Raw genomic sequence first — 24,042 nt, 5'->3', positions numbered from 1 at the left:
GAGAGTCAGTCGGCCTTCTTGCCGAACATGATCTCGTCCCAGCTCGGCACGCTGGCGCGCTTGTTGCGGCGGGTCGACTTCTTCTTGGGTTCGGCGGGGGTCTCGGAGTCGGCTTGTGCGGCAGGCTCAGGGGCCGCGGGCTTCTCCGCGGAGCCAGTCTCGACCGGGAGCGGGTCAGCCTGCGGAGCGTCCGGGCGGCGCGGCTGATCGACCCGGGCCGCAGGGGAGCCGACCTCGGCCGACGCCTCCACCGACGGCGACTCGGCCCGCGCGGCGGCCCGCTCGGCGCGCTCGGCGGACGGCTCGACCCGCGGACCGGACCGCTCAACCCGTGCGGCCGGCGCCTCGGCCTGCGAAGGGCCAGGACGCGGCTCGGCGGGCGACGACGGGAACACAGGCGGTTCGGCAGGGCGCTCGACGGCACGTACGGCGGGGCGCGGCGCCGGGGGCTGGTCGACCGGTACGTCGATCAGGGTCGGTTCCTCGTCCGGGTTCGGGACCGAGTGCACGCGGCGCGGGCCACGCTCGGTCTCCCGGGCCGACTCGCGCGACACCTCGCGGGGGAAGTCCCGCGCCGCCTCGCGGGGGAAGCTCCGCGGCCCGTCCGGGCCACCGTCACGACCACCGTCACGCCCGGCCTCGCGACCGTACTCCCGGGAGACCGGATGGTTCCGGCGCGGCAGCCCGATCGTGTCCTCGAACCCGGCCTCGTAGCTGTCCGCCAAATGATCAGGAGCGATCAACGGATCGATGTCCGCGACCGCCGCCAGCCGCCGCTCACCAGGCTGCGGCTGGACGGGTGGCGGCGCGACCTGCGCCTGCTCACCGACCAGCCAGCGCGCCTCGTCGTCGTCCGGTACGGCGTACCGCCCGGGCGCGTCGTAGGCGAACATGGCGATCTTCTCGTCCTTCTGCTCCTCGCCGGAGTCGTCGGTGTCGTCGGACTCGACGAAGTAGGAGACCCGCACTGCCCAGCGGCCGTCCTCGCGGCGCCACGCGTCCCACTCGGCCGACGCGGGGTCGACCTGGCGCAGCCGCAGCCGCTCGGTGACCCAGGCGCCGAGGTTGCGGGTGGGGGCGTCGCCGCCGCCGCGACGCCGTACCGAGGCGCGCTGGGCCAAGCTCGCGATGTGGTCCCGCTCGGCGAGGACCGGGCCGGCGAACGCCATCACGCGTTCCATCGGCATCTGTGCGACGGCCGCCACCGCCTCGGGACTTTCGCCGGCGCGGATACGAGCCTGGATGTCTCGTGGGCGCAGCGCGCTCTCCATTTGAATCTCCAGCTGGCCGAGTCGGGCACGGTCTCCGCGGAGGGCCGCACGCAACCGGTCGTCGACCGGAACGGCGAACTCTTCACCCGTCTCCGTCATCGCCAGGACGAGTTTGGTTCCGTCCTGGCTCAGACCGACGAGCCTCGCCTCGCGCATTGACCTTGTTCTCCTGTGCGGTTCTAGACAGTCTCTCCCGGACGCTGGGCCTGACCAAGACCGGCGCGCCGTGCCGCGCGGTCATTGTGGAGGTTACGTCACGAAATCACATCTTGCCTGGTCACCAGGGTCCTCCTGATCACACCAGTCACATTAGTCACAACACGGTGTGACTGCGAACTATTCGTCAGTCGTCGGTCGCCGAACGGACCGCGAGCGCACGCTTCAGATCGTCCACACTGTCGCCCACGGACCGACGGATACCGGCCGCGACGGACTCGTCGGCGAGCAGGTCCGCGGCCCGGTCGGCGACGAGTTGGTCGATGGCGAACCGGGGGAATGCAAGCTTCGCGCTGGTCGCGACGACCCAGCCCGAACGCAGCTTCTCGGTGCCGGCGATCTCGGCGAAGTAGCGCTCGACGTACGGCGCGGTGAGCTCGGCCTGGGTCGGATGCCAGAAGCCCTCACACGCGGCGTAGAGCTCGTAGTTCGGCAGATCGGCGTTGGTCATGATCTGCGTCCACGCCCGCTCCTTGGCCTCGACCGTCGGCAACGCGGCGCGGCACCGGGTCGCGTGGACGACGCCCTCGGACGAGGAGTCACGCTCGAGCTCGGCGTCGATCTCGGACTCGCCGATCGCACCGAGCCGGGCCAGCTGCAGCGTGACGATCCACCGCAGGTCGGCGTCCATCGTCAGGCCTTCCGGTACGCCGTCGCCGGCCAGCCAGCCCTTCAACCGGTCGGCGTCGTCGGTGAATCGCGCGAACCCGCGCGCGACCGACAACTGCACGCTGCTCCCGGCCTCCACGGTCTCCAGCCGATCCCGCAGTACGGCGGCCAGCTGCCCGCGGTAGGGCTCGTACGGAAGGTAGACGCCGAGCAGATGGGTGTTCGACCAGTTCAGCAACGTCCCGACCGCGATGTCGCTGGTCTCGGTCGGCAGCATCGCGAGGACGACGTCGAACCCGACCTGCGGGTCGACCTCCGCGTCGGCGACCGCGTCGCGGACACCGTTCAGTACGACGGCGCGCGTCACGCCGTCCTCGATCTTCGGCAGCAGGTGCACGAGGTTGGCCAGGCTGTCGGCGTCGAGCCGGATCTTCGCCCAGCTGTCGTCGCGCGCGTCGGGGATCACGACCGCGAGCGACGGGTCCAGGTCGACGTCCAGTGAGTCGGCGTCGAGGAGGACGTCGACCGTCGTACGGCGGCCCTCGGCGTCGTACCCGGCAACGGCGAACTTGTGCGGCCGCTGCGCCGGGTACGCCTCAGGTGCCTTGCGGTGCAGCTGGATGCCGGTGTCCGTCCGGGACACGCTGATCGTGTCGAGGCCGGGTGTCCGCAGCCAGGCCTGCGCCCAGTCCTCGAGGCCGACCGCGCCTGCTTCGGTCCACTTCGCGACCAGGTCGGCGAAGGTGGCGTTGCCGAACTCGTTGGCCTTGATGTGGGCCTTGACGCCGGCCAGGAACACGTCGTCGCCGAGGTACGCCGCGAGCTGCTTCAGAACCGCGGCACCCTTCGCGTACGAGATGCCGTCGAAGTCGTCGAGCGAGGCGAGCGCGTCCTTGACCGCGTCGGCCGCGACCGGGTGCGTCGACGACCGCTGGTCGGCCTGCAGGCCCCACCACTTGCGGATGTAGGCGAAGTCGATCCAGTTGTCGGTATACCGGGTCGCCTCGGTCGACACCCGGTGCGCCATGTACTCGGCGAACGACTCGTTCAGCCAGAGGTCGTTCCACCACTTCATCGTCACGGTGTCGCCGAACCACTGGTGCGCCATCTCGTGGACGATCGTGCGCGCCCGGCTGCTGCGCTCGCCGTCGGTGACCGCCGAGCGGAACACCATCGGGTCGCGGAACGTCACGCAGCCCGGGTTCTCCATCGCGCCGGCGTTGAACTCCGGCACGAACGCCTGGTGGTACTCGCCGAACGGGTACCGGTAGCCGAACATCCGGTGGTAGGCGTCGAAGGACTGCTTGGTCACCTCGAAGATGTCGGCGGCCTCGCGGTCCAGCGCGTCCTTCAGCGACTGCCGCGACACCACGCTGAGGGCGATGCCGTCGTGCGCGTCCTTGATCTGGTGGTACGGCCCGGCGACCACGGTGACGAAGTACGTCGACAGCGGCTTGGTCTCGGCGAGTTCCCAGCGGCCGGGCGAGACCTGAGTCGCGGCTCCGTTGCCGAGCACCAGCCAGTCCTGCGGCGCGGTCACCTTCATCCGGTACGGCGCCTTGAGGTCGGGCTGGTCGAAGCACGCGAAGATCCGCGGGCCGGCGTCCAGGAACGACATCGCATAGGTGTACGGCAGCCCGTCGGCGGCGTCGACCGCGCGGTGCAGTCCCTCGCCGTCGTGGGAGTACAGCATCGTGGCGACCACGACGAGTTCGTTCTCCGGCTGCAGACCGGTCAGCTCGAGCCGTCCGTCGTTCAGTCCGGCGACGTCGACCGCCGTACCGTTCAGCGTGACCGACCGCAGCTGGTCGGGTTTCACGTCCACCCAGGTCGACGATTCCGAGGCGGTGAACCTGATCGTGGTGGTGGACCCGAACGTCCGATCGCCCTGGGTGAGGTCGAGATCGACGTCGTACGACTGGACGGAGAGGGCGGCGGCCCGAGTACGGGCGCCGTCGACGGTGAGACTCGGCATGAGGGCCACTGTATGCGGTGACTAGGCTGAGTACATGCACGAGCGGAGCGAGGGCATCATCAAGCACAGCGCGGTTTGCGCCTCATCCGCGCCCGGAGCGAAGCGAGGACGTGGATGAGGTCAATGGAGTACCGGCAGCTCGGGGATTCGGGCTTGACGGTCAGCGTGGTCGGGCTGGGCTGCAACAACTTGGGACGGCGGCTGGATGCGGGCCGTACGGAGGCGGTGGTGAGCGCCGCGCTGGACGCCGGAATCACGCTGTTCGATACCGCGGACATCTACCGCGGCGAGCACGGATTCAGCGAGGAACTGCTCGGCAAGGCGCTCGGATCACGCCGCGACGAGGTCGTGATCGCGACCAAGTTCGGCGGTGACATGGGCGGCGTGAACGGCCCGGACTGGGGCGTGCGCGGCTCCCGCCGGTACATCCGCAAGGCGGTCGAGTCGAGCCTGCAGCGGCTCGGTACCGACTGGATCGACCTCTACCAGCTGCACTTCCCGGACCCGGTGACGCCGATCGAGGAGACCCTCGCGGCGCTCTCCGAACTGGTTGCCGAGGGCAAGGTCAGGTACATCGGCAGCTCGCAGTTCGCAGCCTGGCAGGTCGTCGACGCGGACTGGACCTCCCGGTCGAACGGGCTGGAGCACTTCATCAGCGCCCAGAACCAGTACTCGCTGCTCGAGCGTGATGTCGAGGACGAGCTGGTGCCGGCCTGCGAGCATCTCGGGATCGGCATCCTGCCGTTCTTCCCGCTCGCGTCCGGTCTGCTCACCGGGAAGTACAAGCGCGGCGCCGAGCCGCCGGAGGGCACGCGGCTCGCGGGTCAGCCCGAGCGGCTGGCGCGGGCCGACTTCGACAAGATCGAGGCGCTGGAGACGTTCGCGGCCGAGCGCGACCTGTCGATGATCGACGTGGCGATCGGCGGCCTCGCGGCGCAGCCTGCGGTCGCGTCGGTGATCGCCGGCGCGACCAGCCCGGAGCAGATCGAGCAGAACGTCCGCGCCGGCCTGTGGGAGCCGACCGCCGCCGACCTGGCCGCCCTGGACGAGCTCACCTGATGCTGATTCTGCTTCCGCCGTCCGAGGGGAAGACCGGGCGGGCGCGTGGGCGTGCGGTGGACTTCTCGACGTTGTCGTTCCCGGAGCTGAATCCGGTGCGCGAGCAGGTCCTGGAGACGCTGGCGAAGGTCTCCGCCTCGGCCGATGCGCACGAGGTGCTCGAGGTCGGCGCATCACTGCGTGACGAGGTCGAGCGCAACACGCGCTGGCGCACCGAGCCGTCGGTGCCGGTCTCCGAGCTGTACTCCGGCGTGCTGTACGACGCCCTCGACCACGCGTCGCTGTCCGCAGGCAGCAAGCGCCGTGCCGCGAACCGTCTGCTCGTCATCTCGGCAGCCTGGGGCGCGTTGCGGCCGTCCGACCGCGTCCCGCCGTACCGGCTCTCGATGGGGACGACGCTGCCCGGCCACGGCCCGCTCGCGTCGGTCTGGCGCGAACCGCTCAACGCCGTACTGTCCGAGGCGGCCGGCGTGATCGTGGACTGCCGCTCCTCGACGTACGTCGCCGCGTGGCGTCCGACCGGTGCGCAAGCGGACAAGTGGGTGTCGGTGAACGTGGTCCGCGAACGCAACGGCGTCCGCTCGGTGGTGTCCCACAACGCCAAACACACCCGCGGCCTGGTCGCCCGCTACCTGCTCGAGTCCGGCAAGGACCCCGGCACCCCGAAGTCCCTCCACAAACTGATCGGTGATCGGTGGCAGGCCGAACTCGACCGCACGAACTCCGGCTGGACACTGACCGTCGTGGAACACGACTGACGTTCATTCGACTGTAACTCGTGAGTGGTTTCCTACGGTCCGTGATCGGGGAAGGCTGAGGGCAGCAACGTTCAGGGGGGATTCCGCCCTACCTCGGAGGCCTGACCGATGCGACCCAGCAGTCAACCCCGTAGCCGACCCCGTGGTCGACGTGCCATTACTGCCTCTGCCACCGCAGCAGCTGTTGTCACCGCCTGGACGTTGAGTGCCGGGCCTGCGGCCGCCTATCCGCCGACCCCGCCGTCGGCGAGCACCGCTGCAACCCAACTGGCGAGCCTGACCGTCAAGGCCGAAGGTTCGAGCAGCGGGTACAGCCGGGACAAGTTCCCGCACTGGATCACCCAATCCGGGACGTGTGACACCCGGGACCAGGTGCTGAAGCGTGACGGCTCCGGCGTCACCGTCGACAGTGACTGCGAGCCGACTGCCGGGCGTTGGTACAGCGTGTACGACGCGACCTGGGTCGAGGACGACTCGTCGGTCGACATCGACCACATCGTCCCGCTCGCCGAGGCATGGCGGTCGGGTGCGAGCGGCTGGACGCAGGCCAAACGGCAGGAGTTCGCGAACAACCTGACGATCGCGCAGCTGATCGCGGTGTCGGCGTCGAGCAACCGGTCGAAGGGTGACAAGGACCCGGCGGAGTGGAAGCCGACCAACAGCTCGGTGCACTGCATCTATGCCCGTGAATGGATCTGGGTGAAGTACACCTACAAGCTCTCGCTGCAGTCGGCGGAGAAGACCGCGCTCACCCAGATGCTCGGCACCTGCTGAAGTATTTAGTCGTCGAGGAGACGGCGGCGCTGGGCGTGGATACCGGCCTGGAAACGGGTCCGGGCGCCCAGCGTCTCCATCAGCTCGGCCACGCGCCGGCCGACGGTTCGGCTGCTCAGGCCGAGCTGCCGCGCGATGGCGTCGTCCTTGAACCCGGCCGCGAGCAGCGTCATCAGTCGCGCGTCCGTCGGATCCGCCTTCGCCGACGGGACGACCGGCACAGCCTGATCCCACAGCAGCCAGAACATCTCCATCAGCGCGTCGAGCAGCGCGCACGGGTGGACGACGAGTGCGCTGTCGACGAGCTGGTCGACCGACAGCGGCAGCAGCGCGATCTTCCGGTCGAACACGGCGAGCTTCATCGGCACCTGCGGATGGATCCGCGACGTCTCACCCGCGTCGACCGCGCTGTACGCGTCGTCCACGGCGCCTGGGATGTCCAGGGAGTCGGGGGAGTAGAGACCGTGCACCACCACGCCTTCGCTGAGCAGCCCGCGAACACGCGGTTCGGATTCGCCGGTCTTCGAGGCGTACGGCGGGCGGTCGATCACCTGAAGCTCGTGGCGGGTACCGGTGAGCAGCTGCGCGAACCGCGCCGCGATCGCCTCCTGACCGACGATCACCTCGACCAGGTTCTCCGGACGGTGCTGCTCCTGCGTGCTGAGCTCGGACAGCAGCACCCGGGCCTCGGCGCGGGCGCGGTCGAGCTCGGCCCGCCGGACGGCGACCAGCGCGTCGACCGCGACGTCCGGACGGGTCGGCAGCAGCCGGACCGGGTCGTCGGAGGTGCTGGTCAGCAGACCGAGTTTCTCCAGCCGGCCGACCGTCGCGGCGACGTCGTGCGCATCGCGTCCGAGGGCGCCGGCGAGGTCGCGGATGCTGCATCCCGGCGTCGACAACAGTGCTCGGTAGGCCTCCTCATCAGGCTGCTCCACCCCAACCAGCTCCAGCATTCGATCAGGCTATCTCGTGCCTCGGACGCGACTCGAACCAATTGGCGACTTCGCGCCATGTCTGACATACGTCAGTGCCCGGTCAGGAAACACAGGTGCGAAGCGCTTTCCGGTGGGGTATGTCTGACGGTGCCGGGCGCGCGCGGACCGAACAGGGGACGCTCGGTCAAGCCTCAACGCGCGCGCCCGCGCCCTGCCACCCCGCCCCGCCCTGCCACCGTGCCCGGCCCGGCCCAGCAGCCTGGCGAGGTAGCGCCGATCGGCGCGAGTTCGGGCATGCGTGTCCAGGCGCGCTCGGCGGCTCCCGGTGCGACGATGAGACGAAGGTGCAACACGGGCCACGAACAGGTGTCTGTGATGGCCTCGCCGATGCACCCCCGGATATGGTCCACTGACGCACCGGATCCAGGGAGGCACAATGAGTGACAGTACGGCTGCCGCCGCGAAGAAGGCCGGCGAGCGCCCCGAGCTGAAACGGGTGATGGGGCCCGGGCTCCTGCTGCTGTTCGTGGTCGGCGACATCCTCGGCACCGGCGTCTACGCACTGACCGGCAAGGTCGCGGGTGAGGTCGGCGGCGCGGTCTGGCTGCCATTCCTGTGCGCGTTCGTGGTCGCCCTGCTGACCGCGACCAGCTACCTCGAACTCGTCACGAAGTACCCGCGGGCCGGCGGCGCCGCGGTCTACACGCACAAGGCCTTCGGGATCCACTTCCTGACCTTCCTGCTGACGTTCGCGGTGATGTGCTCGGGTCTGACGTCGGCGTCCAGCGCCTCGAAGGCGTTCGCGGCGAACTTCTTCTCGGCCGCCCACATCGACACCGACCGCGGCGCGGCGCTGATGATCACCGCGCTCGGGTTCATGACGTTGATCGCGCTGGTGAACCTGCGCGGTGTCGGCGAGAGCGTGAAGGCGAACGTGGTGCTGACCTGCGTCGAGCTGAGCGGTCTGCTGATCGTCATCGCGATCGGCGCGTGGGCGCTGATCGGCGGCGACGGCGACACCTCGCGGCTGACCGAGTTCCACACCGCCGAGGGCGAGTCGGCGTTCGGTGCGGTGACCGCGGCGACGGCGCTGGCGTTCTTCGCGATGGTCGGCTTCGAGGACTCGGTGAACATGGCCGAGGAGACCAAGGACCCGGTGCGGATCTTCCCGAAGATGATGCTGATCGGCCTGAGCATCACCGGCGTCATCTATGTGCTGGTCGCGATCTCGGCGGTCACGCTGGTCTCGCCGGAGGACCTGAACCAGGGCGCCACTCCGCTGCTCAAGGTCGTCCAGGCCGGTGCGCCCGGGTTCCCGCTCGAGCTGTTCGCATGGATCACGATGTTCGCGGTCGCGAACTCGGCGCTGATCAACATGCTGATGGCCAGCCGCCTGCTGTACGGCATGTCGCACGAGCAGGTGCTGCCCGGTCCGCTCGGTCGCGTGCTGCGCAGGCGCCGGACGCCGTACATCGCGATCCTGTTCACGACGCTGCTCGCGTTCCTGCTGATCGGGTACGCCGACCTCGCGGCGCTCGGTGGTACGACGGCGTTCCTGCTGCTGTGCGTGTTCGCGATTGTGAACGTCGCGGTGCTGGTGCTGCGCAAGGACCGGGTCGAGCACAAGCACTTCCACGCGCCGACCGTGCTGCCGGTGCTGGGTGCGGTGCTGTGCGTGTACCTGGCGAGCCCGCTGTCCGGGCGGGCGTCGGCGGACTACAAGATCGCCGGCTGGCTGATGCTGATCGGTGTCGGGCTGTGGGCGATCACGTGGCTGCTGAACAAGTACGTGTTCAACCGGCACCCGGACTTCGACCCGACGCACCTCGATCCGCAGGGTCCGGTGAACTGACGGCGGGCCGTTCCGGGACGTGGGCCGCGAACACGACGGTTGCCAGCGCCGCGGCTCCGGTGGCTGCCGCGATCCAGCCGAGCGCGGGGTATCCCGCGCCGGCGTCGATCGCCAGGCCGCCGAGCCAGGGTCCGGCCGTGATGCCGACGTTGAACGCGGAGAAGTTCGTCGCGGTGGCCAGTGTCGGCGCGGAGCCGGCCAGACTGAACACGCGTGCGTTGAGCGCCGGGTTGGCCGCGAATCCGAAGCCGCCGAGCAGGCCGGTCACCACGACGACGACCACAGGCAAGGTGGTGGTGACCGCGAGGGCGGCGGACAGCGCGATCAGCCCGACGATGCTGATGAACAGTGTGCGGAACGGCGTCGCGTCGGCGAACCGGCCGCCAATTGTGATCCCGATGAAGGACCCGACGCCGTAGAGCGCGAGCACGGCCGGTACCGCGGCGGCAGGCAGCCCGGCGGCGTCGGTCAGCAGCGGCGCGAGGTAGCTGAAGACGACCAGGATCGTCGCCGTGACCAACGCCGTCGTGCCGAACGCGAGCCAGAGCCGCGCGTTGCGCAGCACTCTGATCTCGTCGGCAAGCCGTGGCGTACTCCCGGGGGCCGGGCGCCGACCCGGCAGCGTCGCGAGCACACCGACCATCGCGAGCACACACAGTCCGGCCACGGTCCAGAACGCCGACTGCCAGCCGAGGCGCTGCCCCAGAACGGTCCCGAGCGGCAGCCCGACGATGGTGGCGATCGTGAGCCCGCCGGTGACGATGCTCATCGCCCGGCCGCGGCTGGTCGCCGGTACCAGGGCCACGACGGTGACCGCGGCCACCGACCAGAACCCGGCGTACACGAACGCGCCGACGATCCGGGTGGCGAGCAGTACGGCGTAGCTCGACGTCAGCGCGCCGACGACGTGGGTTGCGGCGAAGAGCGCCAGGAACAACAGCAGCGCAGTACGGCGTGACCAGGTCAGCGTGACGACCGCGAGCACCGGGGCGCCGACGAGCATGCCGACCGCGAACGCGGAGATCAGCAGGCCGGCGCGCGGGATCGAGACGTGCAGATCGGCGGCGAGCTCGGGGAGCAGGCCGGCGAGCATGAGTTCGGACGTGCCCTGCGCGAAGATGCTCAGGCCGAGGACGTAGACGGCGATCGGCATCTGTTCTCCCTCACCCCGACGGATGCCACCGGCAGTATCGCAGAGATCACGTTCCGTTTCCGGCGCGCCCCCTCACGGAGTGAGACTTGGGGGAGTGCGGCATCGTAGATACATGAGTTTCCAGACGCCGGCCAAGCGGACTGGGCGGAGCGTGGACACCGCCAAGATCGGTGGTGGGCTGAAACTGCTGGTCGCCCTGGTCGGGCTCATGTGGCTGGCCGAGATCGTCGACACGGCGATCGACGGCGCCCTCGACCAGTACGGGATCATCTCGCGGGAGGGCCGCGGCCTGATCGGCATCCTCACCGCGCCGTTCCTGCACCTCGGGTTCGGGCACCTGATCTCGAACACGCTGCCGCTGGTCACGCTTGGCGCTCTGATCGCGGTCAGCGGTGCGGCGCGGTTGTTCGCGGTGACCGCGATCGTGACGGTGATCGGCGGGTTCGGGACATGGCTGATCTCCCCGGCCAACACGATCACGATCGGCGCGAGCGGCCTGGTGTTCGGGTATGCGGCGTACCTGATCCTCCGCGGCCTGTTCAACCGGCGTCTTGGTCAGGTCCTCCTGGGCGTCGTCGTGGTGATGGTGTGGGGCAGCGCGCTGCTCGGCGGGCTGCTTCCGCAGGACGGGATCTCCTGGCAGGGGCACCTGTTCGGTGCCATCGCCGGTGCGCTCGCCGCCTGGGTGCTGGCCGACGACCGGCAGCAGCGCGTCAAATAAGCGTGCTGGGGTCGGTGTTCGCGCCGCAGACCACCACGACAACGCGCTCGTGCGCAGCCGGCTTGTAGGCGCCGGACGTCAGCGCCGCGTACGCCGTGGCGCCGCCGTGCTCGGTCGCGAGATGGAAACCGCTCCACAGCTCCTTGCGCGCGGCAACGATCGCCTCGTCGTCGACGAGCACCGACTGCACCCCCTGCGCCCGCACCGCCGCGAAGGCGAGGTCACCCAGTCGCCGGGCCCCGAGTGAGTCGGCGGCGACGCCACTCACCGGACCATCGGTCGGCGTGCCGGCCTCGAGGGCACGGTGCATCGCGGACGCGGCGGCCGGTTCGACGCCGACGACCTGAGCGTGCTCGCCGAGAGCCGTCGCGATCCCGGCGATCAGCCCGCCGCCACCCACCGCGACCAGGACCGTGTCGAACCCGTCGACCTGCTCGAGCAGCTCCAGGCCGACCGTGCCCTGACCGGCGATGATCTCCGGCTGGTCGTAGGCATGCACCAGCAGCGCGCCGGTCTTGTCCTGTTCCGCGACGGCCGCCTGGTACGCCTCGGCGTACTCCGATCCGATCTGCACGATGTTCGCGCCGAGCGTGCGCAGCTTGCCGAGCTTCGCGGCGGGCGTCGTCTCCGGCACGAAGATCCGCGCCGGTACGCCGAGTTCGCGGGCCGCGTACGCCGCCGCGAGGCCGTGGTTGCCGCCGGACGCGGCGACGATGCCCTGACCCTGTAGTTCACCGTTCTCCTTCGCGGACAGCAGCCGATTGAAGGCGCCGCGTGGTTTGAACGAGCCGGTGTGCTGGAGCAGTTCGAGCTTGAACGTGCACCTGGGCGCGATGTCGATCACCGGGGTACGCCGTACCCGCCCGGCGATCCGGGCCGCGGCCTGCTGGACGTCGTCGGGGCTCACGTCGAGGCTTACCGTCATGCCTCAACCCTGCCACGATGGACTGAGCCGACGGTTGGGAGGCCAGGTCATGGGCGCGTACGAGGACAGCTACCGGCAGAGCCTGGAGGATCCGCACGGGTTCTGGCTCGCCGCGGCCGAGGCGATCACCTGGACGCGGCCGCCGACCCGGGCGATCGACGCCACGCACGCACCGATCTACCGCTGGTTCCCCGACGGCGCGCTGAACACGTCGTACAACGCCCTCGATCGGCATGTCGAAGCCGGCGACGGCGGACGCACCGCGCTGATCTACGACTCGCCGGTCACCGGGACGGGCCGCTCGTACAGCTACGCCGAGCTGCGCGACGAGGTGGCGACGTTCGCGGGTGCGCTGGCCGCGCTCGGCGTCGGCAAGGGCGACCGGGTGATCGTCTACATGCCGATGATCCCGGAGGCGGTCGTCGCGATGCTCGCCTGCGCGCGGCTCGGCGCGATCCATTCGGTGGTGTTCGGCGGGTTCGCCCCGCGCGAGCTCGCCGCCCGGATCGAGGACGCTGGACCGAAGGTGATCGTCGCCGCGTCTTGCGGCATCGAGCCGTCCCGGATTGTCGAGTACAAGCCGATCGTCGACGAGGCCCTGAAGATCGCGTCGCATCGGCCGGAGCACACGGTGGTGTTCCAGCGCGAACAGGCCGCGGCCGAGCTGGGTGAGCGCGACGTCGACTGGATGCAGCTGATCGCGAAGGCGCAGCCCGCCGGACCGGTCGAAGTCGCGGCCACCGACCCGCTCTACATTCTCTACACGTCCGGTACGACGGGACGCCCGAAAGGCGTCGTCCGCGACAACGGCGGCCACGCGGTGGCGCTCGCGTGGACGATGCGCAACATCTACGACATCGGCCCGGGCGACGTCTGGTGGACCGCCTCCGACGTCGGCTGGGTGGTCGGGCACTCGTACATCGTCTACGCGCCGCTGCTGGTCGGCGCGACGACGGTCCTGTACGAGGGCAAGCCGGTGGGTACGCCGGACGCGGGCGCGTTCTGGCGGGTCATCTCCGAGCACGGCGCCAAGGCGCTGTTCACCGCGCCGACAGCCATCCGCGCGATCAAGAAGGTCGACCCGGACGCCACCGAGCTCACGAAGTACCCGCTGGACACCTTCCGGACGCTGTTCCTGGCGGGTGAACGGCTCGACCCGGAGACGTACCACTGGGCGCATCAGCACCTCGGCGTCCCGGTCGTGGACCACTGGTGGCAGACCGAAACCGGCTGGCCGATCGCGGCCAACCCACGCGGTCTGGAGCCGCTGCCGACCAAACCTGGCTCGGCGACCGTGCCGATGCCGGGCTGGAACGTGCAGATCCTCGACCCGTACGGCAAGGAACTGCTGCCGCACGAGGAAGGCGCGATCGCGATCAAGCTCCCGCTGCCGCCCGGCGCGCTGCCGACGCTGTGGGGCGACGACCAGCGCTACATCGACAGCTACCTCAAGGAGTACGACGGCTACTACCTGACCGGTGACGGCGGGTACATCGACGACGACGGCTACATCTTCGTCATGGGCCGCACCGACGACGTCATCAACGTGGCCGGTCACCGGCTGTCGACCGGTGCGATCGAGGCGGTCGTCGCGTCGAACCCTGCGGTGGCCGAGTGCGCGGTGATCGGCGTCCACGATTCGTTGAAGGGGCAGCTGCCGCGGGCGTTCGTCGTACTGAAGGCAGGTGCGTCCGTTTCCGAGGACGTCCTGCGAGACGAGTTGGTGGCCGCGGTACGGCGGGAGATCGGGCCGGTCGCCGCGTTTCGGGACGTGTCGGTGGTCGATGCGCTGCCGAAGACCCGGTCCGGGAAGATCCTGCGGCGGACGATGCGCGGGATCGCGGACGGGCGGGACGAGCCGGTGCCGTCGACGATCGAGGACGCGGCGGTCCTCGACGCGCTGCGGCCGGTGCTGCGCGGATCGGAAGGCTGACGTCGCCGTTGCCGTCGGCAACCCGCCGCTTCGCCGGCCGGTTTCTGCACGCGAGCTAGGCTGCAGGCATGCGAGTCGTGATTGCGGGTGGCCACGGACAGATCGCGTTGCGCTTGACTCGGCTGCTGAGTGCCGACGGACACGAGGTCGTCGGCATCGTGCGAAACCCGGACCACGAGCCGGACATCGCGGCCGCCGGTGGGCAGGCCGCCGTCCTCGACCTGGAGCAGGTCGGTGTCGACGAGGTCGCCGAGGTGCTGGCCGGCGCGGACGTGGCGATCTTCGCCGCCGGTGCCGGTCCCGGCAGCGGTAACGCGCGCAAGGACACCGTCGATCGCGGCGCGGCCGCGCTGTTCGCCGACGCTGCCGAGCGAGCAGGCGTCCGGCGGCACATCCAGGTCGGCTCGATGGGCGCCGACCGGGCCGAATCGCTGACCGACGACTCGACCTTCACGATCTACCTGAAGGCCAAGTGGGCCGCCGAGGAGGACCTCCGTCGGCGTGACCTGGACTGGACCGTGCTGCGCCCGGGCGGCCTGACCGACGACCCCGGCACCGGCAAGGTCAAGCTGGCCGACAAGACCGGCAACGGCAAGATCAGCCGCGACGACGTCGCGCTGGTGCTGGCCGGCCTCTGTGACACTCCGGCCGCGATCGGCCGGACGCTCGAGCTGGTGGGCGGGGACACCCCGGTCCGCGAAGCGCTCGAGAACCTTTGATGTTGCCACAAGCAACCGAATACTGACAGGACAGCGACGATATGGCAGACACTCTGCGGCAGGTCAGCTTCGAGCGCCTGGCGAACAGCAGCTACGAGGTGCGCAACGCCCGCGGCGGAACCATCCGGGTCGGCTCCGGCGGCGAGGCGACTGACTTCACCCCGGTGGAGCTGCTGCTGGCGGCGATCGGCACCTGCTCGGCGATCGACGTCGACATGGTCGTCAGCCGCCGCGCCGAGCCGACGGAGTTCCGGGCCACGGTGCGAGGTGACAAGATCCGCGACGCCGAGGAGGGAAACCGGATGGAGAACCTCGTGGTCGAGTTCACCGTGCACTTCCCCGAGGGCGCGGACGGCGACAAGGCCCGCGAAGCGCTGCCGCGCACGGTCAAGATGTCCCACGACCGGCTCTGCACCGTCAGCCGCACGGTCGAAATCGGCACGCCGGTCACCACGACCGTCAACGAGGGATCCGGGCCGAACCTCTGAGGAACTCGCTCGCCGGCCGGAGGCGGGTCTTCAGCTGCTCCTGCGTCCGGCGGCAGTCCAGCCGGACGTACGACGGCTCACCCGGGACCGCGGGCAGTGTCTCCGGGTCGAGTCCGTCGCGCTGCGCGATGAGCCGACCGAGCTCCAGGCGACTGAGCGCCTCCGGGCCGGCCACGTGCGTGACACCGGTGACGTCCGAGGTCAGCAGTTCGAGCAGCGCGGCCGCCAGGTCGGTGACATGCACGGGGCAGCGTACGTTCTCGGTGTAGAACGCGCCCGGCTCACCGGCGGCGAGCCGACGTACCCGCTGCTCCTCGGCAGAGCGGCCGTCCGATCCGATGATGAGTGACGTCCGCGCGATGACCGCTGACGGCAGGAGCGCCCGGATCGCTGTCTCGGCGGCCGCCTTGGACGCGCCGTACGGCGTCGTCGGGGACGGCTGCTCGTGCTCCGCGTACGGCGTGTCCCGGGATGCGAACACGACATCGGTGGACACGAACACCAGACGCGCATCGCCGGCGGCGAGCGCGACGTTGACCGCGCCGTCGGCCGTGGTTGCCCAGTCGTCCTGCCGGTAGGCGGTGTGGACGATGGCGTCCGGGCGTACGGCGCTGATCACCTCGTGGACGTGGTCGCGATCGCACACGTCGAGCCGTACACCGCCCGGCAGCCCCTGCGAGTGGTACGCCGGTACGACCTCGTGGCCGGCGATGCGCAGGAGCTCACGCCCCAGAAGTCCGGTGGCTCCGGTGACGAGCAGCCTCACGCGACAACTGTATGCCGCTCGCGCCGCCAGCCGGGCCGCCTTCTCAGCCGTCGACGCGTTCCGGCACCGGCTTCTGCGGGCTGCGGTAACGCTGCGTCTGGGAGTAGACCAGGTTGGTCGTCGTGCTGCCGAACGCGGTCAGTTCGTTGACAAGCTCCTCCAGGTGCGGCATGGACGCGGCCGCGACCTTCAGCGTGTAGCAGTCGTCGCCGGTCGTGCGCAGGCACTCGAGGAACTCGTGCCGCTCGGCGAGCAGTCTGCGCAGCGGCTCGTGCTTGTTGCCCGGGTACTTGAGCCGGACGACCGCCAGCACCGGGTAGCCGACCTTCGTCAGGTCGATCTCCGCGCGGTACCCGGTGATCACGCCGAGGGATTCCAGCCGCCGGACCCGCTCGGTGGTGGCCGAGGCGCTGAGGTTGACCCGGCGTCCGAGCTCGGTCAGCGACAACCGGGCATCGTTCTGCAGCTCGTTCAGGATGGCCCAGTCGGTTGGATCGAGACTTTCGGTCATAGCGGCAATGTACCGTCGATTTCCCGGCGCTGCGGCCGGTACACCGGGAGGATTCCCTTCAGAACGAGCCCTTCGCCGCCCTAGGCTTGCAGGCATGGAACTTGGCGTGAACGTCCCGAACTTCGGCCCCGGCACGGATCCGGCCCGGTTGCGGGACTGGTCGCAGGTCGTCGAAGGACTCGGGTACGACCTGCTGATGGTGTCGGATCATGTGGTGATCACGCCGGATGTCGCGGAGCAGTACCCGGCGCCGTTCTACGAGCCGTTCACCACCCTCAGCTGGCTGGCCGGCATCACGTCCCGGGTCCGGCTCGGGACGACGGTGCTGATCGCGCCGTACCGGCATCCGTTGCTGGTGGCAAGGATGGCGGCGAACCTGAACGCGCTGAGTGGCGGCCGGCTCGTGCTCGGCGTCGGCATCGGCTGGGCGCGGCAGGAGTTCGAGGCGCTCGGCGCGTCGCACGCGGAACGCGGTCGCCGTACGGACGAGGTGCTCGCGGAGCTGCGGCGGGCGTGGACGAACACCGAGGATTACGGCACTGGGGCGATCCCGATCTGGGTCGGCGGGTCGAGCACGGCGGGGCTGCGGCGGACGGTGCGGTACGGCGACGCGTGGCACCCGCTGCGGGACACGATCGACGACCTGCGCGCCGGCCTCGACCGGCTGGGCGAGTTCGCGGCGGCGATGGACCGGCCGCGGCCCGCATTCGCACCGCGGATTCTCCTGCGGCTCACCGACAAGCCGCTGCCGGACGAGGGCCGCGTGGCCGGTGAGGGTTCGGTGGAGCAGGTCGTGCAGGATCTCGCCGTACTGCGGGAGCTCGACGCGCAGAGCGTCGTACTCGATCCGTTCGTCGGCGACCCGGCCGAGACGGAACGGCCCGAAGAGGCCTGGCAGGCGTTGGCGACAATTGCCGCGCATCGATGAAGTGGAGACGCTGTGACACCTGACGACGAGGACTTCCTGCGCCGCGCGATCGCGCTCGCCGCCAAGGCCCGCGAGGGCGGCGACCCGCCGTTCGGCTCGCTCCTGGTCGGGCCTGACGGAGCGGTGGTCGCGGAGGCGCACAACACCACGATCACCGAGAACAACATCAGCTTCCACCCGGAGCTGAAGCTCGCGGTGTGGGCGGCGCAGAACCTCAGCCCCGAGGTCGCGAGCGGTACGACCATGTACACGAGCTGCCAGCCGTGCCCGATGTGCTCGGGTGCGCTGGCCCGCTCGGGCCTCGGCAAGGTGGTCTACGCCTTGTCCGGCGATCAGCTCAACGGGCTGAAGTCCACCGGCGGCTTCCCCGAGGTGCCGCAGGAAGGCCCGGCGCTGTACGACGAGGCCCGGGTCCCTGTGGAGGGGTACTACTCCTGACGCGTCCCGTCCGGCGCGGGGTCCCGGAGCGGGACCCCGCGCCGTAGGTCACTTGACGGGGGCGAGGCAGAGGACGTACTTGTCGGAGCCCTTCTGGTAGCGGTACGAGGCTTCCGCTTCCTGGCTGCACTGGCTGTCGTCGGTGGTGTCGTCGAGCTTGTCGACGATCTTGTACTCGGCTTCCGACGAGCTGCAGTCGACGACCTTCACGTCCGGGTTGATCGACGTGCCTTCGTTCACCACGCACGCACCGATCTGGGCCTTCGCCTCGGTCGAGTTCAGGTTCGCGAACACGATCAGGCCGATCAGCGCGACCGGCAGCAGCAGGCCGAGGATCGCCGGCCGCTGGAACAGCGGCTTGCCCGGGTCCATCGGCCGGCCCGGACCCGGCATCGGCTCGGGCAGGCTCTTGAACTTCTGCATCGGCCCGATGTTCATCAGCATCGTGATCGGGTTGACGATCGACGAACCGATGCCCCACCAGCCCTGCCACAGGCTCTTGGACGTCATATCGCGCACGGTCGCGATGCCGCAGGTACGGCAGAACGGACCCTGCAGCTTCAGGAACCGCATCAGGATGATGAGGCCCTGGTGACCGCGGACGGTCGCGTCGACGGCCGGACCGCCGCCGCAGAACCGGCAGACCAGCTGCCCCTGCGGACCGAAGCCCTGCTGCGGGAACGGCTGGCCCTGCTCGGCGCCCGGGTACGGGCCTTGCTGCGGGTAGGGCTGACCCTGCTGCGGGTACGGCTGGCCGGTCTGCTGCTCACCGGCGTACGACTGCTGGTACTGCGGGGCGCCGTACTGCTCCTGGCCGGGCTGACCGGACTGCGTCGGCTGGCCGTACGGACCGGGCTGCATCGGCTGGCCAGGCTGCATCGGCTGGCCGGGGTGGGGCTGACCCGGCTGCTGGGGCTGCGCGTCGGGCTGGGTGTACTGCGGGAACTGCTGCTGCGGTGGCGGACCGTAGCCGGCCGGCTGACCTGCGTAGGGGTTCTGCGGCGGCTGGGGAGGGGATGTGGTCACGGGTTGGTTCCTGAGGGCTTGATCGGGACACTGAACAAGAATCGAACCCTGGCACTTTACTCACGCTCTTGGTCCACTCCGGCGTAGCGCTGTGTCAATTCCCGGCCAAGTCGCGCCAGTTCCGCCTGAACCGACGGCGGGTCCAGCACCTCGATCGATCCGCCCCAGCCGGCCAGTTCCTGCGCGATCATCAACGGCGTCGGTGCGGTGACCTCGATCCGGACCCGATCACCCTCCGTGCCCACGACGGCGCAGTTGCGGCCGAGCCGGTCCTGCATCACCCACACGTGCCGCTCGTCCATCAGAACCGTTGCCGTCAGCCCCGATCGGCGTTCCTCCATCCGCTCGACGATCTCCGCCCACGCCGTCGACAGGTCGAAGCCCTCGGGTCGCACGAAGGATTCACCGGTCGGTTCGGCCTCCAGGACGCGATCGATGCGGAACGTTCGCTGCCCCTTCGCGGTCCACGCGATCAGGTACCAGATGTCGTCCTTGTCCACGAGCCCGAGCGGATCGACCACCCGTTCCGTCGGCGTACGTCCGCGTCCGGTGTAGCGCAGCCGCACGCGTTCCCGCCGTACGACGGTGTCCTGCAACCGGCGTACCAACTCAGGGGGCTGCTTCGCGTGCTCGCCCCAGCGCGCGGGATCGATGACCACAGCCTCGGCCGCGGCCTCCGCGTGCTCGCGGAAGGTCGCAGGGAGCGCGCGGACGAGCTTGCGCAAAGCCGCCTTGGCATCCGGCGCGATCGACGCCGCCGGGCCGACGAGCAGGAACAACGCCTGCGCCTCGGTCGCCGTCAGGCCGCTCAGATCGGTGCGCGCACCACCGACGAGCTGCCAGCCGCCGTTCCGACCGGGCTGTGGATAAACCGGGATGCCGGCCGTCGACAGCGCCTCGAGGTCGCGTCGCGCGGTGGCGACCGAGATCTCCAGCTCCTCGGCGACCTCGGCCGCGGTGACCCGACCGCGCGCCTGCATCAGCAGCAGTACCGCGACCAGCCGATCCGCACGCATGGCACCGATCGTCGCAGACAAACTGCTCATCCACTGAGCAGTTAAAACGGACTACCCTCAGATCCGGACGACCTTCTTCCGGAATGGGGACCGATGGCGTACGACGTGAGCCCGACGGCGCGGACCCTGATGGTTCTCGAGCTGATCCAGAACAGTCCCGGCATCACCGCCGAGCAGCTCGGCGACAAGCTCGGTGTGTCCGAACGCGCGGCCCGCCGGTACGTCGCGATCCTGCGCGAGGCCGACATGCCGATCGAGTCGGTCCGCGGACCGTACGGCGGGTACCGCGTCGGGCGCGGGCTGCGGCTACCGCCGCTGATGTTCACGCCGACCGAGGCGCTCGGGCTGGTGATGGCCGTCCTCGAAGGCCCGCGCGGTGCGGCGGATCCGGTCGAGGACGCGCTCGGGAAAATCGTCCGGGTACTACCGGACGCCGTGGCGCGGTCCACCGACGCAATCCGGCGGGTCAGTGCCCGCGGCCCCGATCCCGGCGCGCGGACCCCTGATCCCGAGATCACCGCCGCGCTGGTTTCGCACAGTACGGACCAGCGGCGGGTGACGGTCCGGTACCGCCGTCACGAGGACGAGTGGACGATGGACGTCGACCCGTGGGCAGTCGTCGTACGGCGCGGTCGCTGGTACCTGCTGTGCTGGTCGCACACGAAAAACGCCCAGCGAGTGCTGCGCGTCGACAAGGTCACCAAGGTCGAGGCGCAGCCCGAGTCTTTCGAGGCCCCGGCCGACCTGGACCCGCTGGCCGCCGTCGAGGAGCACCTGGCGATGGGCTGGCGCTACCCGATCGAGGTCGAGATCGACGCCCCACTTGCCGACGCCGAGCGCTGGATCCGCCGCAGCATGGGCCGCCTCGAACCGATCGACGACCACCGCACCCGCCTCCTCGCCAGCACCGACGAACCCGACTGGTACGCCGCCCAACTCGTCGCCATCCACGCCCCGTTCCAGATCATCGGCGGTCCCGAACTCCGCACCGCCTGCCAAGCTCTGGCCACCCGCCTCCACACCGCGAGCACTTGACGCCGACCAGGGACTGGCCGATCGAAGGAAGGATGGGAGTGTTGGACGGGTGGTTGGGAGCGGGATGAACGACATCGAGTTCGCCGGGGAGATCTGGTACTGGCGGGGGCCGGCGCCGTGGTACTTCATCACGGTGCCTGACGAGGAGAGCGCGTATTTCGAAGCCGAGTCGAACTTCGTCACCTACGGGTGGGGCATGATCCCGGTGACCGCCGAGATCGGGGCGAGCGTGTGGGACACCTCGATGTTCCCGAAGGACGGGCGATACATCCTGCCGGTGAAGGCGTCCGTACGGCGGGCCGAGGAGCTCGACGACGGCGACGTACCGACCGTGCGCTTGCGCCTGCGCGGCTGGAAGTGATCGGGGGCGCGCGGAAACTGTCGGCGGGTGGGGCTAGCGTTCGTCCACCAGGGAATCGAGTGAGAGGAGCGAGCATGACCACGCTGACCGAAAGGCCGCACACAGGCTTGCTCGTCGTCGACGTGCAGAACGGCGTCGTCGGCGAGGCCTACGAGCGCGACCGCGTCGTCGCGAACATCACCACCCTCGTCGGCAAGGCGCGCGCCGGGGGAGTCCCGGTCGTCTGGGTCCAGCACAACGCCGAGAACCTCCCCAAGGACAGCGACGACTGGCAACTCGTCCCCGAGTTGTCCCGCGACGGCTCCGAGGCGCTGGTCCACAAGAGGTACGCCGACAGCTTCGAGGCCACCGACCTCGAGGACGTCCTGGCCCGCGCCGGCATCGGTCACCTGGTCGTCAGCGGTGCGCAGACCGACGAGTGCATCCGCTCCACCATTCACGGCGCACTGACCCGCGGGTACGACGTGACACTCGTCGGCGATGCCCACACCACCGAGGACCTCAGCGAGTACGGCGCGCCGACGCCCGACAAGGTCATCGAGCACACCAACCTCTACTGGGAGAACCACCGCGCCCCGGGCCGTACCGCCGCCGTCAAGAAGACCGGCGAGGTCACCTTCTGACCACCTCCAGCACCTGAGTCAGCTCCCGCACCCGCGGTACGTCGACCGTCGGGTGATTGTCTTCGCGGTCGATGAGGATCGCGTCGATGCCGACGGCCTGCGCGCCGCGAATGTCGCGCTCGAGTGAGTCGCCGACCATCACGACGTCGTCCGGCTCCGCGTCGAGGCGCGCCAACGCGTGCTCGAACGCGCGCGGATCCGGCTTGCCCGCGGGCATCCCGTCCCCGGTGATCAGTACGTCGATCTCGTCGGTCAGCCCCAGCTTGTCGAGCTTGAACCGCTGGTGATTGTCGTTGCCGTTCGTCAGCACCACCACACCGAGGCCGGCGTCGCGGACCGCGCGCATCCCCGGTACGGCGTCGGGGTAGACGGTCCAGCCCGCTTCGTACCGCCAGACATAGCCCTCGAACATCGCGTCCGCCTCAGCGTCAGTTGCGTCGGAGTTGAGGAACTCACGCACCCGACGCCGCCGCTGCTCGTCGAACGTCAGCTCCCTGCTCTGAAACCTGCGGTAGTGCTTCTCCGAAATCGCTGCCCACCGCGCCGCGACCGCTGCATCCGTGATCCCGTATTCGGCTGCCCACTGCACGACAGCCGCGGCGGCCGCTCCCTCCTGATCGACCAACGTCCCGTCCAGATCGAACAACACAGTCCTCAGCACCCGCCCCATCCTCCAGCACGGCCCTCGCGGCTGACGACCACTTTGTGCACCAGATCCGTACCGGCAGGCGCGCTCGGTCACCTTGTGCATGAGATCCGTATCGCGAGGCGCCCTTGGTACGGACGTCGTGCACAAAGTGGGACCCGCACGCCGACGCCCGACCACTTTGTGCACCAGATCCGCACCGGCCGGGCGCGGTCGGTCCACTTTGTGCACCAGATCCGCACCGCGCGGCGCGTTTCGTACGTACGTCGTGCACAAAGTGGAAGGTGATCAGTCGGTGATGGAGGTGAGGGTGGTCAGATAGTCCGGGGAGAGGGCGAGGGTACCGGCGCGGAGGTTTTCCTCGAGGTGGTCAGGGCTGGACGTGCCTGGAATGGCGAGTACGTGGGGTCCTCGGCTCAAGGTCCAGGCCAGGACCTGGGCGACCGTCGCGCCGTGCCGGTCGGCGATCTCCTGTGCCGCGTCGGGCGCCGCGACCCCACCGGCCTCCCGCGACTCTGCGGCCACCACGATCGGCGGCGTCTTCAACTCGTTCCACCGCGAAGAACGGCACGAACACGATGCCGAGCTCACCGCACACGTCGATCATCTCGTCGTTCACTCGTCCGAATCCGACGCTGTACCTGTTCTGCACCGCGACCACCGGCGCGATCGCCAGCGCCTCGTGCAAGTGCGCGACCCGGACATTCGAGATCCCGAGATGCCGGATCATGCTGCGGGCCGACCGAGGAGAGCTTCTCGGCCTAACCAGGATGGTCGCCCACCTCAAGTAGCCGCGGAAGCCGCGACCGGAGATCGGGCGGATAGATTCCGGCGCGCTCCAGTTCATCCGCGTCTGCCCACACGAGCTCGAAGTGATTGGTAGCGCAATGCACGATCGCTTCGTCGCCCGACAACCGCGGTACGCCGCGCACGTCGGTGACGCGGAAGTAGTACGAGGGACGCCCGTTGTGCGTGCCGGTCCACAGCAGCTCATCGATCCCGCCGAGGAGAGTCGTCTCTTCCTCGAGTTCGCGCAGTGCGGCCGCCGCGGCTGACTCGCCCGATTCGACATGCCCGCCGGGCAGGACGGCGTACCGATGGCCGTCACACCGAGGCCCGGGCGCGCCGCCGTACTCGCACATGACGCACTCAGCGGACGAGGTCTCCTGCAAGTAGCGCCTGATGATCAGCACTCGGCCCGCCTCGATCACGACCGCAGCTGCGCGGGGCACTCTCGTCATGCCGGCCGATTGTGCCGGGCGCCGCCGACAAAATCGGTCGCCCGTCCACGGCGGATCATGGTG

General features: G+C 69.5%; 25 protein-coding genes and 1 pseudogene. 13 read left to right on the top strand and 13 right to left on the bottom strand.

The window, feature by feature from the left end:
* Positions 1 to 5: 5 nt before the first annotated feature.
* Entirely contained in the window at positions 6 to 1,427 is a 1,422-nt protein-coding gene (sepH, locus tag AB0B82_RS07140; protein ID WP_360163580.1) for a septation protein SepH, read from the bottom strand.
* A 187-nt stretch (positions 1,428 to 1,614) separates the two neighbouring features.
* Entirely contained in the window at positions 1,615 to 4,071 is a 2,457-nt protein-coding gene (pepN, locus tag AB0B82_RS07135) for an aminopeptidase N (protein WP_360163578.1), read from the bottom strand.
* 114 nt (positions 4,072 to 4,185) lie between these two features.
* Here pepN and AB0B82_RS07130 point away from each other — a divergent pair, with 114 nt between their 5' ends.
* The 3 genes from AB0B82_RS07130 (at position 4,186) to AB0B82_RS07120 (ending at position 6,662) form a co-directional block, all read left to right on the top strand.
* Entirely contained in the window at positions 4,186 to 5,130 is a 945-nt protein-coding gene (locus AB0B82_RS07130; protein ID WP_360163576.1) for an aldo/keto reductase, read from the top strand.
* Positions 5,130 to 5,888 (top strand): peroxide stress protein YaaA, encoded by a 759-nt coding sequence (locus AB0B82_RS07125; RefSeq protein ID WP_360163574.1) that lies wholly within the window; start codon positions 5,130 to 5,132, stop codon positions 5,886 to 5,888. Before AB0B82_RS07130 ends, AB0B82_RS07125 begins: the two co-directional genes overlap by 1 nt.
* A gap of 201 nt (positions 5,889 to 6,089) precedes the next feature.
* Positions 6,090 to 6,662, top strand: a complete 573-nt coding sequence (locus tag AB0B82_RS07120) for an HNH endonuclease family protein (protein ID WP_360163572.1) — start codon at positions 6,090 to 6,092, stop codon at positions 6,660 to 6,662.
* A gap of 5 nt (positions 6,663 to 6,667) precedes the next feature.
* Here the strand turns inward: AB0B82_RS07120 and AB0B82_RS07115 are convergent, their stop codons facing one another.
* A complete protein-coding gene (locus AB0B82_RS07115) occupies positions 6,668 to 7,615 on the bottom strand; it encodes a helix-turn-helix transcriptional regulator (protein WP_360163570.1) in 948 nt (315 codons plus the stop codon).
* 418 nt (positions 7,616 to 8,033) lie between these two features.
* Between AB0B82_RS07115 and AB0B82_RS07110 the strand changes: the two genes are divergently transcribed.
* The gene (locus tag AB0B82_RS07110; protein ID WP_360163568.1) at positions 8,034 to 9,449 is read left to right on the top strand and encodes an APC family permease; all 1,416 of its coding nucleotides are present in this window, start codon (positions 8,034 to 8,036) and stop codon (positions 9,447 to 9,449) included.
* On the opposite strand, the gene AB0B82_RS07105 is transcribed toward AB0B82_RS07110, so the two are convergent.
* Complete coding sequence (locus AB0B82_RS07105) at positions 9,391 to 10,602, bottom strand: Cmx/CmrA family chloramphenicol efflux MFS transporter (RefSeq protein ID WP_360163566.1); 1,212 nt, start codon at positions 10,600 to 10,602, stop codon at positions 9,391 to 9,393. The two genes, AB0B82_RS07110 and AB0B82_RS07105, sit on opposite strands and share 59 nt — an antisense overlap.
* A 112-nt stretch (positions 10,603 to 10,714) precedes the next feature.
* Here AB0B82_RS07105 and AB0B82_RS07100 point away from each other — a divergent pair, with 112 nt between their 5' ends.
* Positions 10,715 to 11,323, top strand: coding sequence for a rhomboid family intramembrane serine protease (locus AB0B82_RS07100; protein ID WP_360163564.1), 609 nt, complete (start codon positions 10,715 to 10,717; stop codon positions 11,321 to 11,323).
* Here AB0B82_RS07100 and AB0B82_RS07095 read toward each other — a convergent pair.
* Positions 11,316 to 12,248, bottom strand: coding sequence for a threonine/serine dehydratase (locus AB0B82_RS07095; RefSeq protein ID WP_360163562.1), 933 nt, complete (start codon positions 12,246 to 12,248; stop codon positions 11,316 to 11,318). The two genes, AB0B82_RS07100 and AB0B82_RS07095, sit on opposite strands and share 8 nt — an antisense overlap.
* Before the next feature lie 49 nt (positions 12,249 to 12,297).
* Here AB0B82_RS07095 and AB0B82_RS07090 point away from each other — a divergent pair, with 49 nt between their 5' ends.
* From AB0B82_RS07090 to AB0B82_RS07080, 3 genes are all read left to right on the top strand, one after another.
* Positions 12,298 to 14,181: a propionyl-CoA synthetase gene (locus tag AB0B82_RS07090; protein ID WP_360163560.1), complete on the top strand. Its 1,884-nt coding sequence runs from the start codon at positions 12,298 to 12,300 to the stop codon at positions 14,179 to 14,181.
* 68 nt (positions 14,182 to 14,249) lie between these two features.
* On the top strand, positions 14,250 to 14,900 hold the full coding sequence (locus tag AB0B82_RS07085; protein WP_360163558.1) for an SDR family oxidoreductase: 651 nt from the start codon (positions 14,250 to 14,252) through the stop codon (positions 14,898 to 14,900).
* Between the two features lie 41 nt (positions 14,901 to 14,941).
* Positions 14,942 to 15,388 carry an OsmC family protein gene (locus AB0B82_RS07080; protein WP_360163556.1) on the top strand — a complete coding sequence of 149 codons (447 nt, stop codon included), beginning with the start codon at positions 14,942 to 14,944 and terminating at the stop codon, positions 15,386 to 15,388.
* Here the strand turns inward: AB0B82_RS07080 and AB0B82_RS07075 are convergent.
* Together AB0B82_RS07075 and AB0B82_RS07070 are read right to left on the bottom strand one after the other, a co-directional pair.
* The gene (locus AB0B82_RS07075; protein ID WP_360163554.1) at positions 15,360 to 16,154 is read right to left on the bottom strand and encodes a sugar nucleotide-binding protein; all 795 of its coding nucleotides are present in this window, start codon (positions 16,152 to 16,154) and stop codon (positions 15,360 to 15,362) included. The genes AB0B82_RS07080 and AB0B82_RS07075 overlap by 29 nt on opposite strands.
* Positions 16,155 to 16,197: 43 nt before the next feature.
* Positions 16,198 to 16,665: an Lrp/AsnC family transcriptional regulator gene (locus tag AB0B82_RS07070; protein ID WP_360163552.1), complete on the bottom strand. Its 468-nt coding sequence runs from the start codon at positions 16,663 to 16,665 to the stop codon at positions 16,198 to 16,200.
* 94 nt (positions 16,666 to 16,759) lie between these two features.
* On the opposite strand from AB0B82_RS07070, the gene AB0B82_RS07065 reads away from it, so the two are divergent.
* Both AB0B82_RS07065 and AB0B82_RS07060 read left to right on the top strand, forming a co-directional pair.
* The gene (locus AB0B82_RS07065; protein WP_360163550.1) at positions 16,760 to 17,593 is read left to right on the top strand and encodes an LLM class flavin-dependent oxidoreductase; all 834 of its coding nucleotides are present in this window, start codon (positions 16,760 to 16,762) and stop codon (positions 17,591 to 17,593) included.
* A 12-nt stretch (positions 17,594 to 17,605) separates the two neighbouring features.
* Entirely contained in the window at positions 17,606 to 18,031 is a 426-nt protein-coding gene (locus AB0B82_RS07060) for a nucleoside deaminase (RefSeq protein WP_360163548.1), read from the top strand.
* 48 nt (positions 18,032 to 18,079) lie between these two features.
* Here the strand turns inward: AB0B82_RS07060 and AB0B82_RS07055 are convergent, their stop codons facing one another.
* Together AB0B82_RS07055 and AB0B82_RS07050 are read right to left on the bottom strand one after the other, a co-directional pair.
* The gene (locus AB0B82_RS07055) at positions 18,080 to 19,057 is read right to left on the bottom strand and encodes a toxin-antitoxin system, toxin component (RefSeq protein WP_360163546.1); all 978 of its coding nucleotides are present in this window, start codon (positions 19,055 to 19,057) and stop codon (positions 18,080 to 18,082) included.
* A 56-nt stretch (positions 19,058 to 19,113) separates the two neighbouring features.
* The gene (locus AB0B82_RS07050; RefSeq protein ID WP_360163544.1) at positions 19,114 to 20,103 is read right to left on the bottom strand and encodes a WYL domain-containing protein; all 990 of its coding nucleotides are present in this window, start codon (positions 20,101 to 20,103) and stop codon (positions 19,114 to 19,116) included.
* 63 nt (positions 20,104 to 20,166) lie between these two features.
* Here AB0B82_RS07050 and AB0B82_RS07045 point away from each other — a divergent pair, with 63 nt between their 5' ends.
* From AB0B82_RS07045 to AB0B82_RS07035, 3 genes are all read left to right on the top strand, one after another.
* The gene (locus AB0B82_RS07045) at positions 20,167 to 21,108 is read left to right on the top strand and encodes a WYL domain-containing protein (RefSeq protein WP_360163542.1); all 942 of its coding nucleotides are present in this window, start codon (positions 20,167 to 20,169) and stop codon (positions 21,106 to 21,108) included.
* A gap of 64 nt (positions 21,109 to 21,172) precedes the next feature.
* A complete protein-coding gene (locus AB0B82_RS07040; protein WP_360163540.1) occupies positions 21,173 to 21,469 on the top strand; it encodes a DUF1905 domain-containing protein in 297 nt (98 codons plus the stop codon).
* A gap of 74 nt (positions 21,470 to 21,543) precedes the next feature.
* Entirely contained in the window at positions 21,544 to 22,092 is a 549-nt protein-coding gene (locus tag AB0B82_RS07035; RefSeq protein ID WP_360163538.1) for an isochorismatase family protein, read from the top strand.
* Here AB0B82_RS07035 and AB0B82_RS07030 read toward each other — a convergent pair.
* The 4 genes and pseudogenes from AB0B82_RS07030 to AB0B82_RS07015 all read right to left on the bottom strand — a co-directional run bounded on the left by AB0B82_RS07030 (position 22,082) and on the right by AB0B82_RS07015 (position 23,979).
* Positions 22,082 to 22,753 (bottom strand): HAD family hydrolase, encoded by a 672-nt coding sequence (locus AB0B82_RS07030; protein WP_360163536.1) that lies wholly within the window; start codon positions 22,751 to 22,753, stop codon positions 22,082 to 22,084. The genes AB0B82_RS07035 and AB0B82_RS07030 overlap by 11 nt on opposite strands.
* A 273-nt stretch (positions 22,754 to 23,026) precedes the next feature.
* Positions 23,027 to 23,284, bottom strand: a complete 258-nt coding sequence (locus tag AB0B82_RS07025) for an aldo/keto reductase (RefSeq protein WP_360163534.1) — start codon at positions 23,282 to 23,284, stop codon at positions 23,027 to 23,029.
* A gap of 67 nt (positions 23,285 to 23,351) precedes the next feature.
* Positions 23,352 to 23,468 (bottom strand): annotated as a pseudogene (locus tag AB0B82_RS07020) (aldo/keto reductase); the annotation flags it as partial.
* A gap of 31 nt (positions 23,469 to 23,499) precedes the next feature.
* A complete protein-coding gene (locus tag AB0B82_RS07015; protein WP_360163532.1) occupies positions 23,500 to 23,979 on the bottom strand; it encodes an NUDIX domain-containing protein in 480 nt (159 codons plus the stop codon).
* Positions 23,980 to 24,042 lie beyond the last annotated feature (63 nt).

Source organism: Kribbella sp. NPDC048915 (assembly GCF_040649595.1).
GTDB lineage: Bacteria > Actinomycetota > Actinomycetes > Propionibacteriales > Kribbellaceae > Kribbella.
The sequence above is the reverse complement of the archived record's forward strand: the minus strand, read 5'-3'. Positions and strand labels throughout refer to the sequence as shown.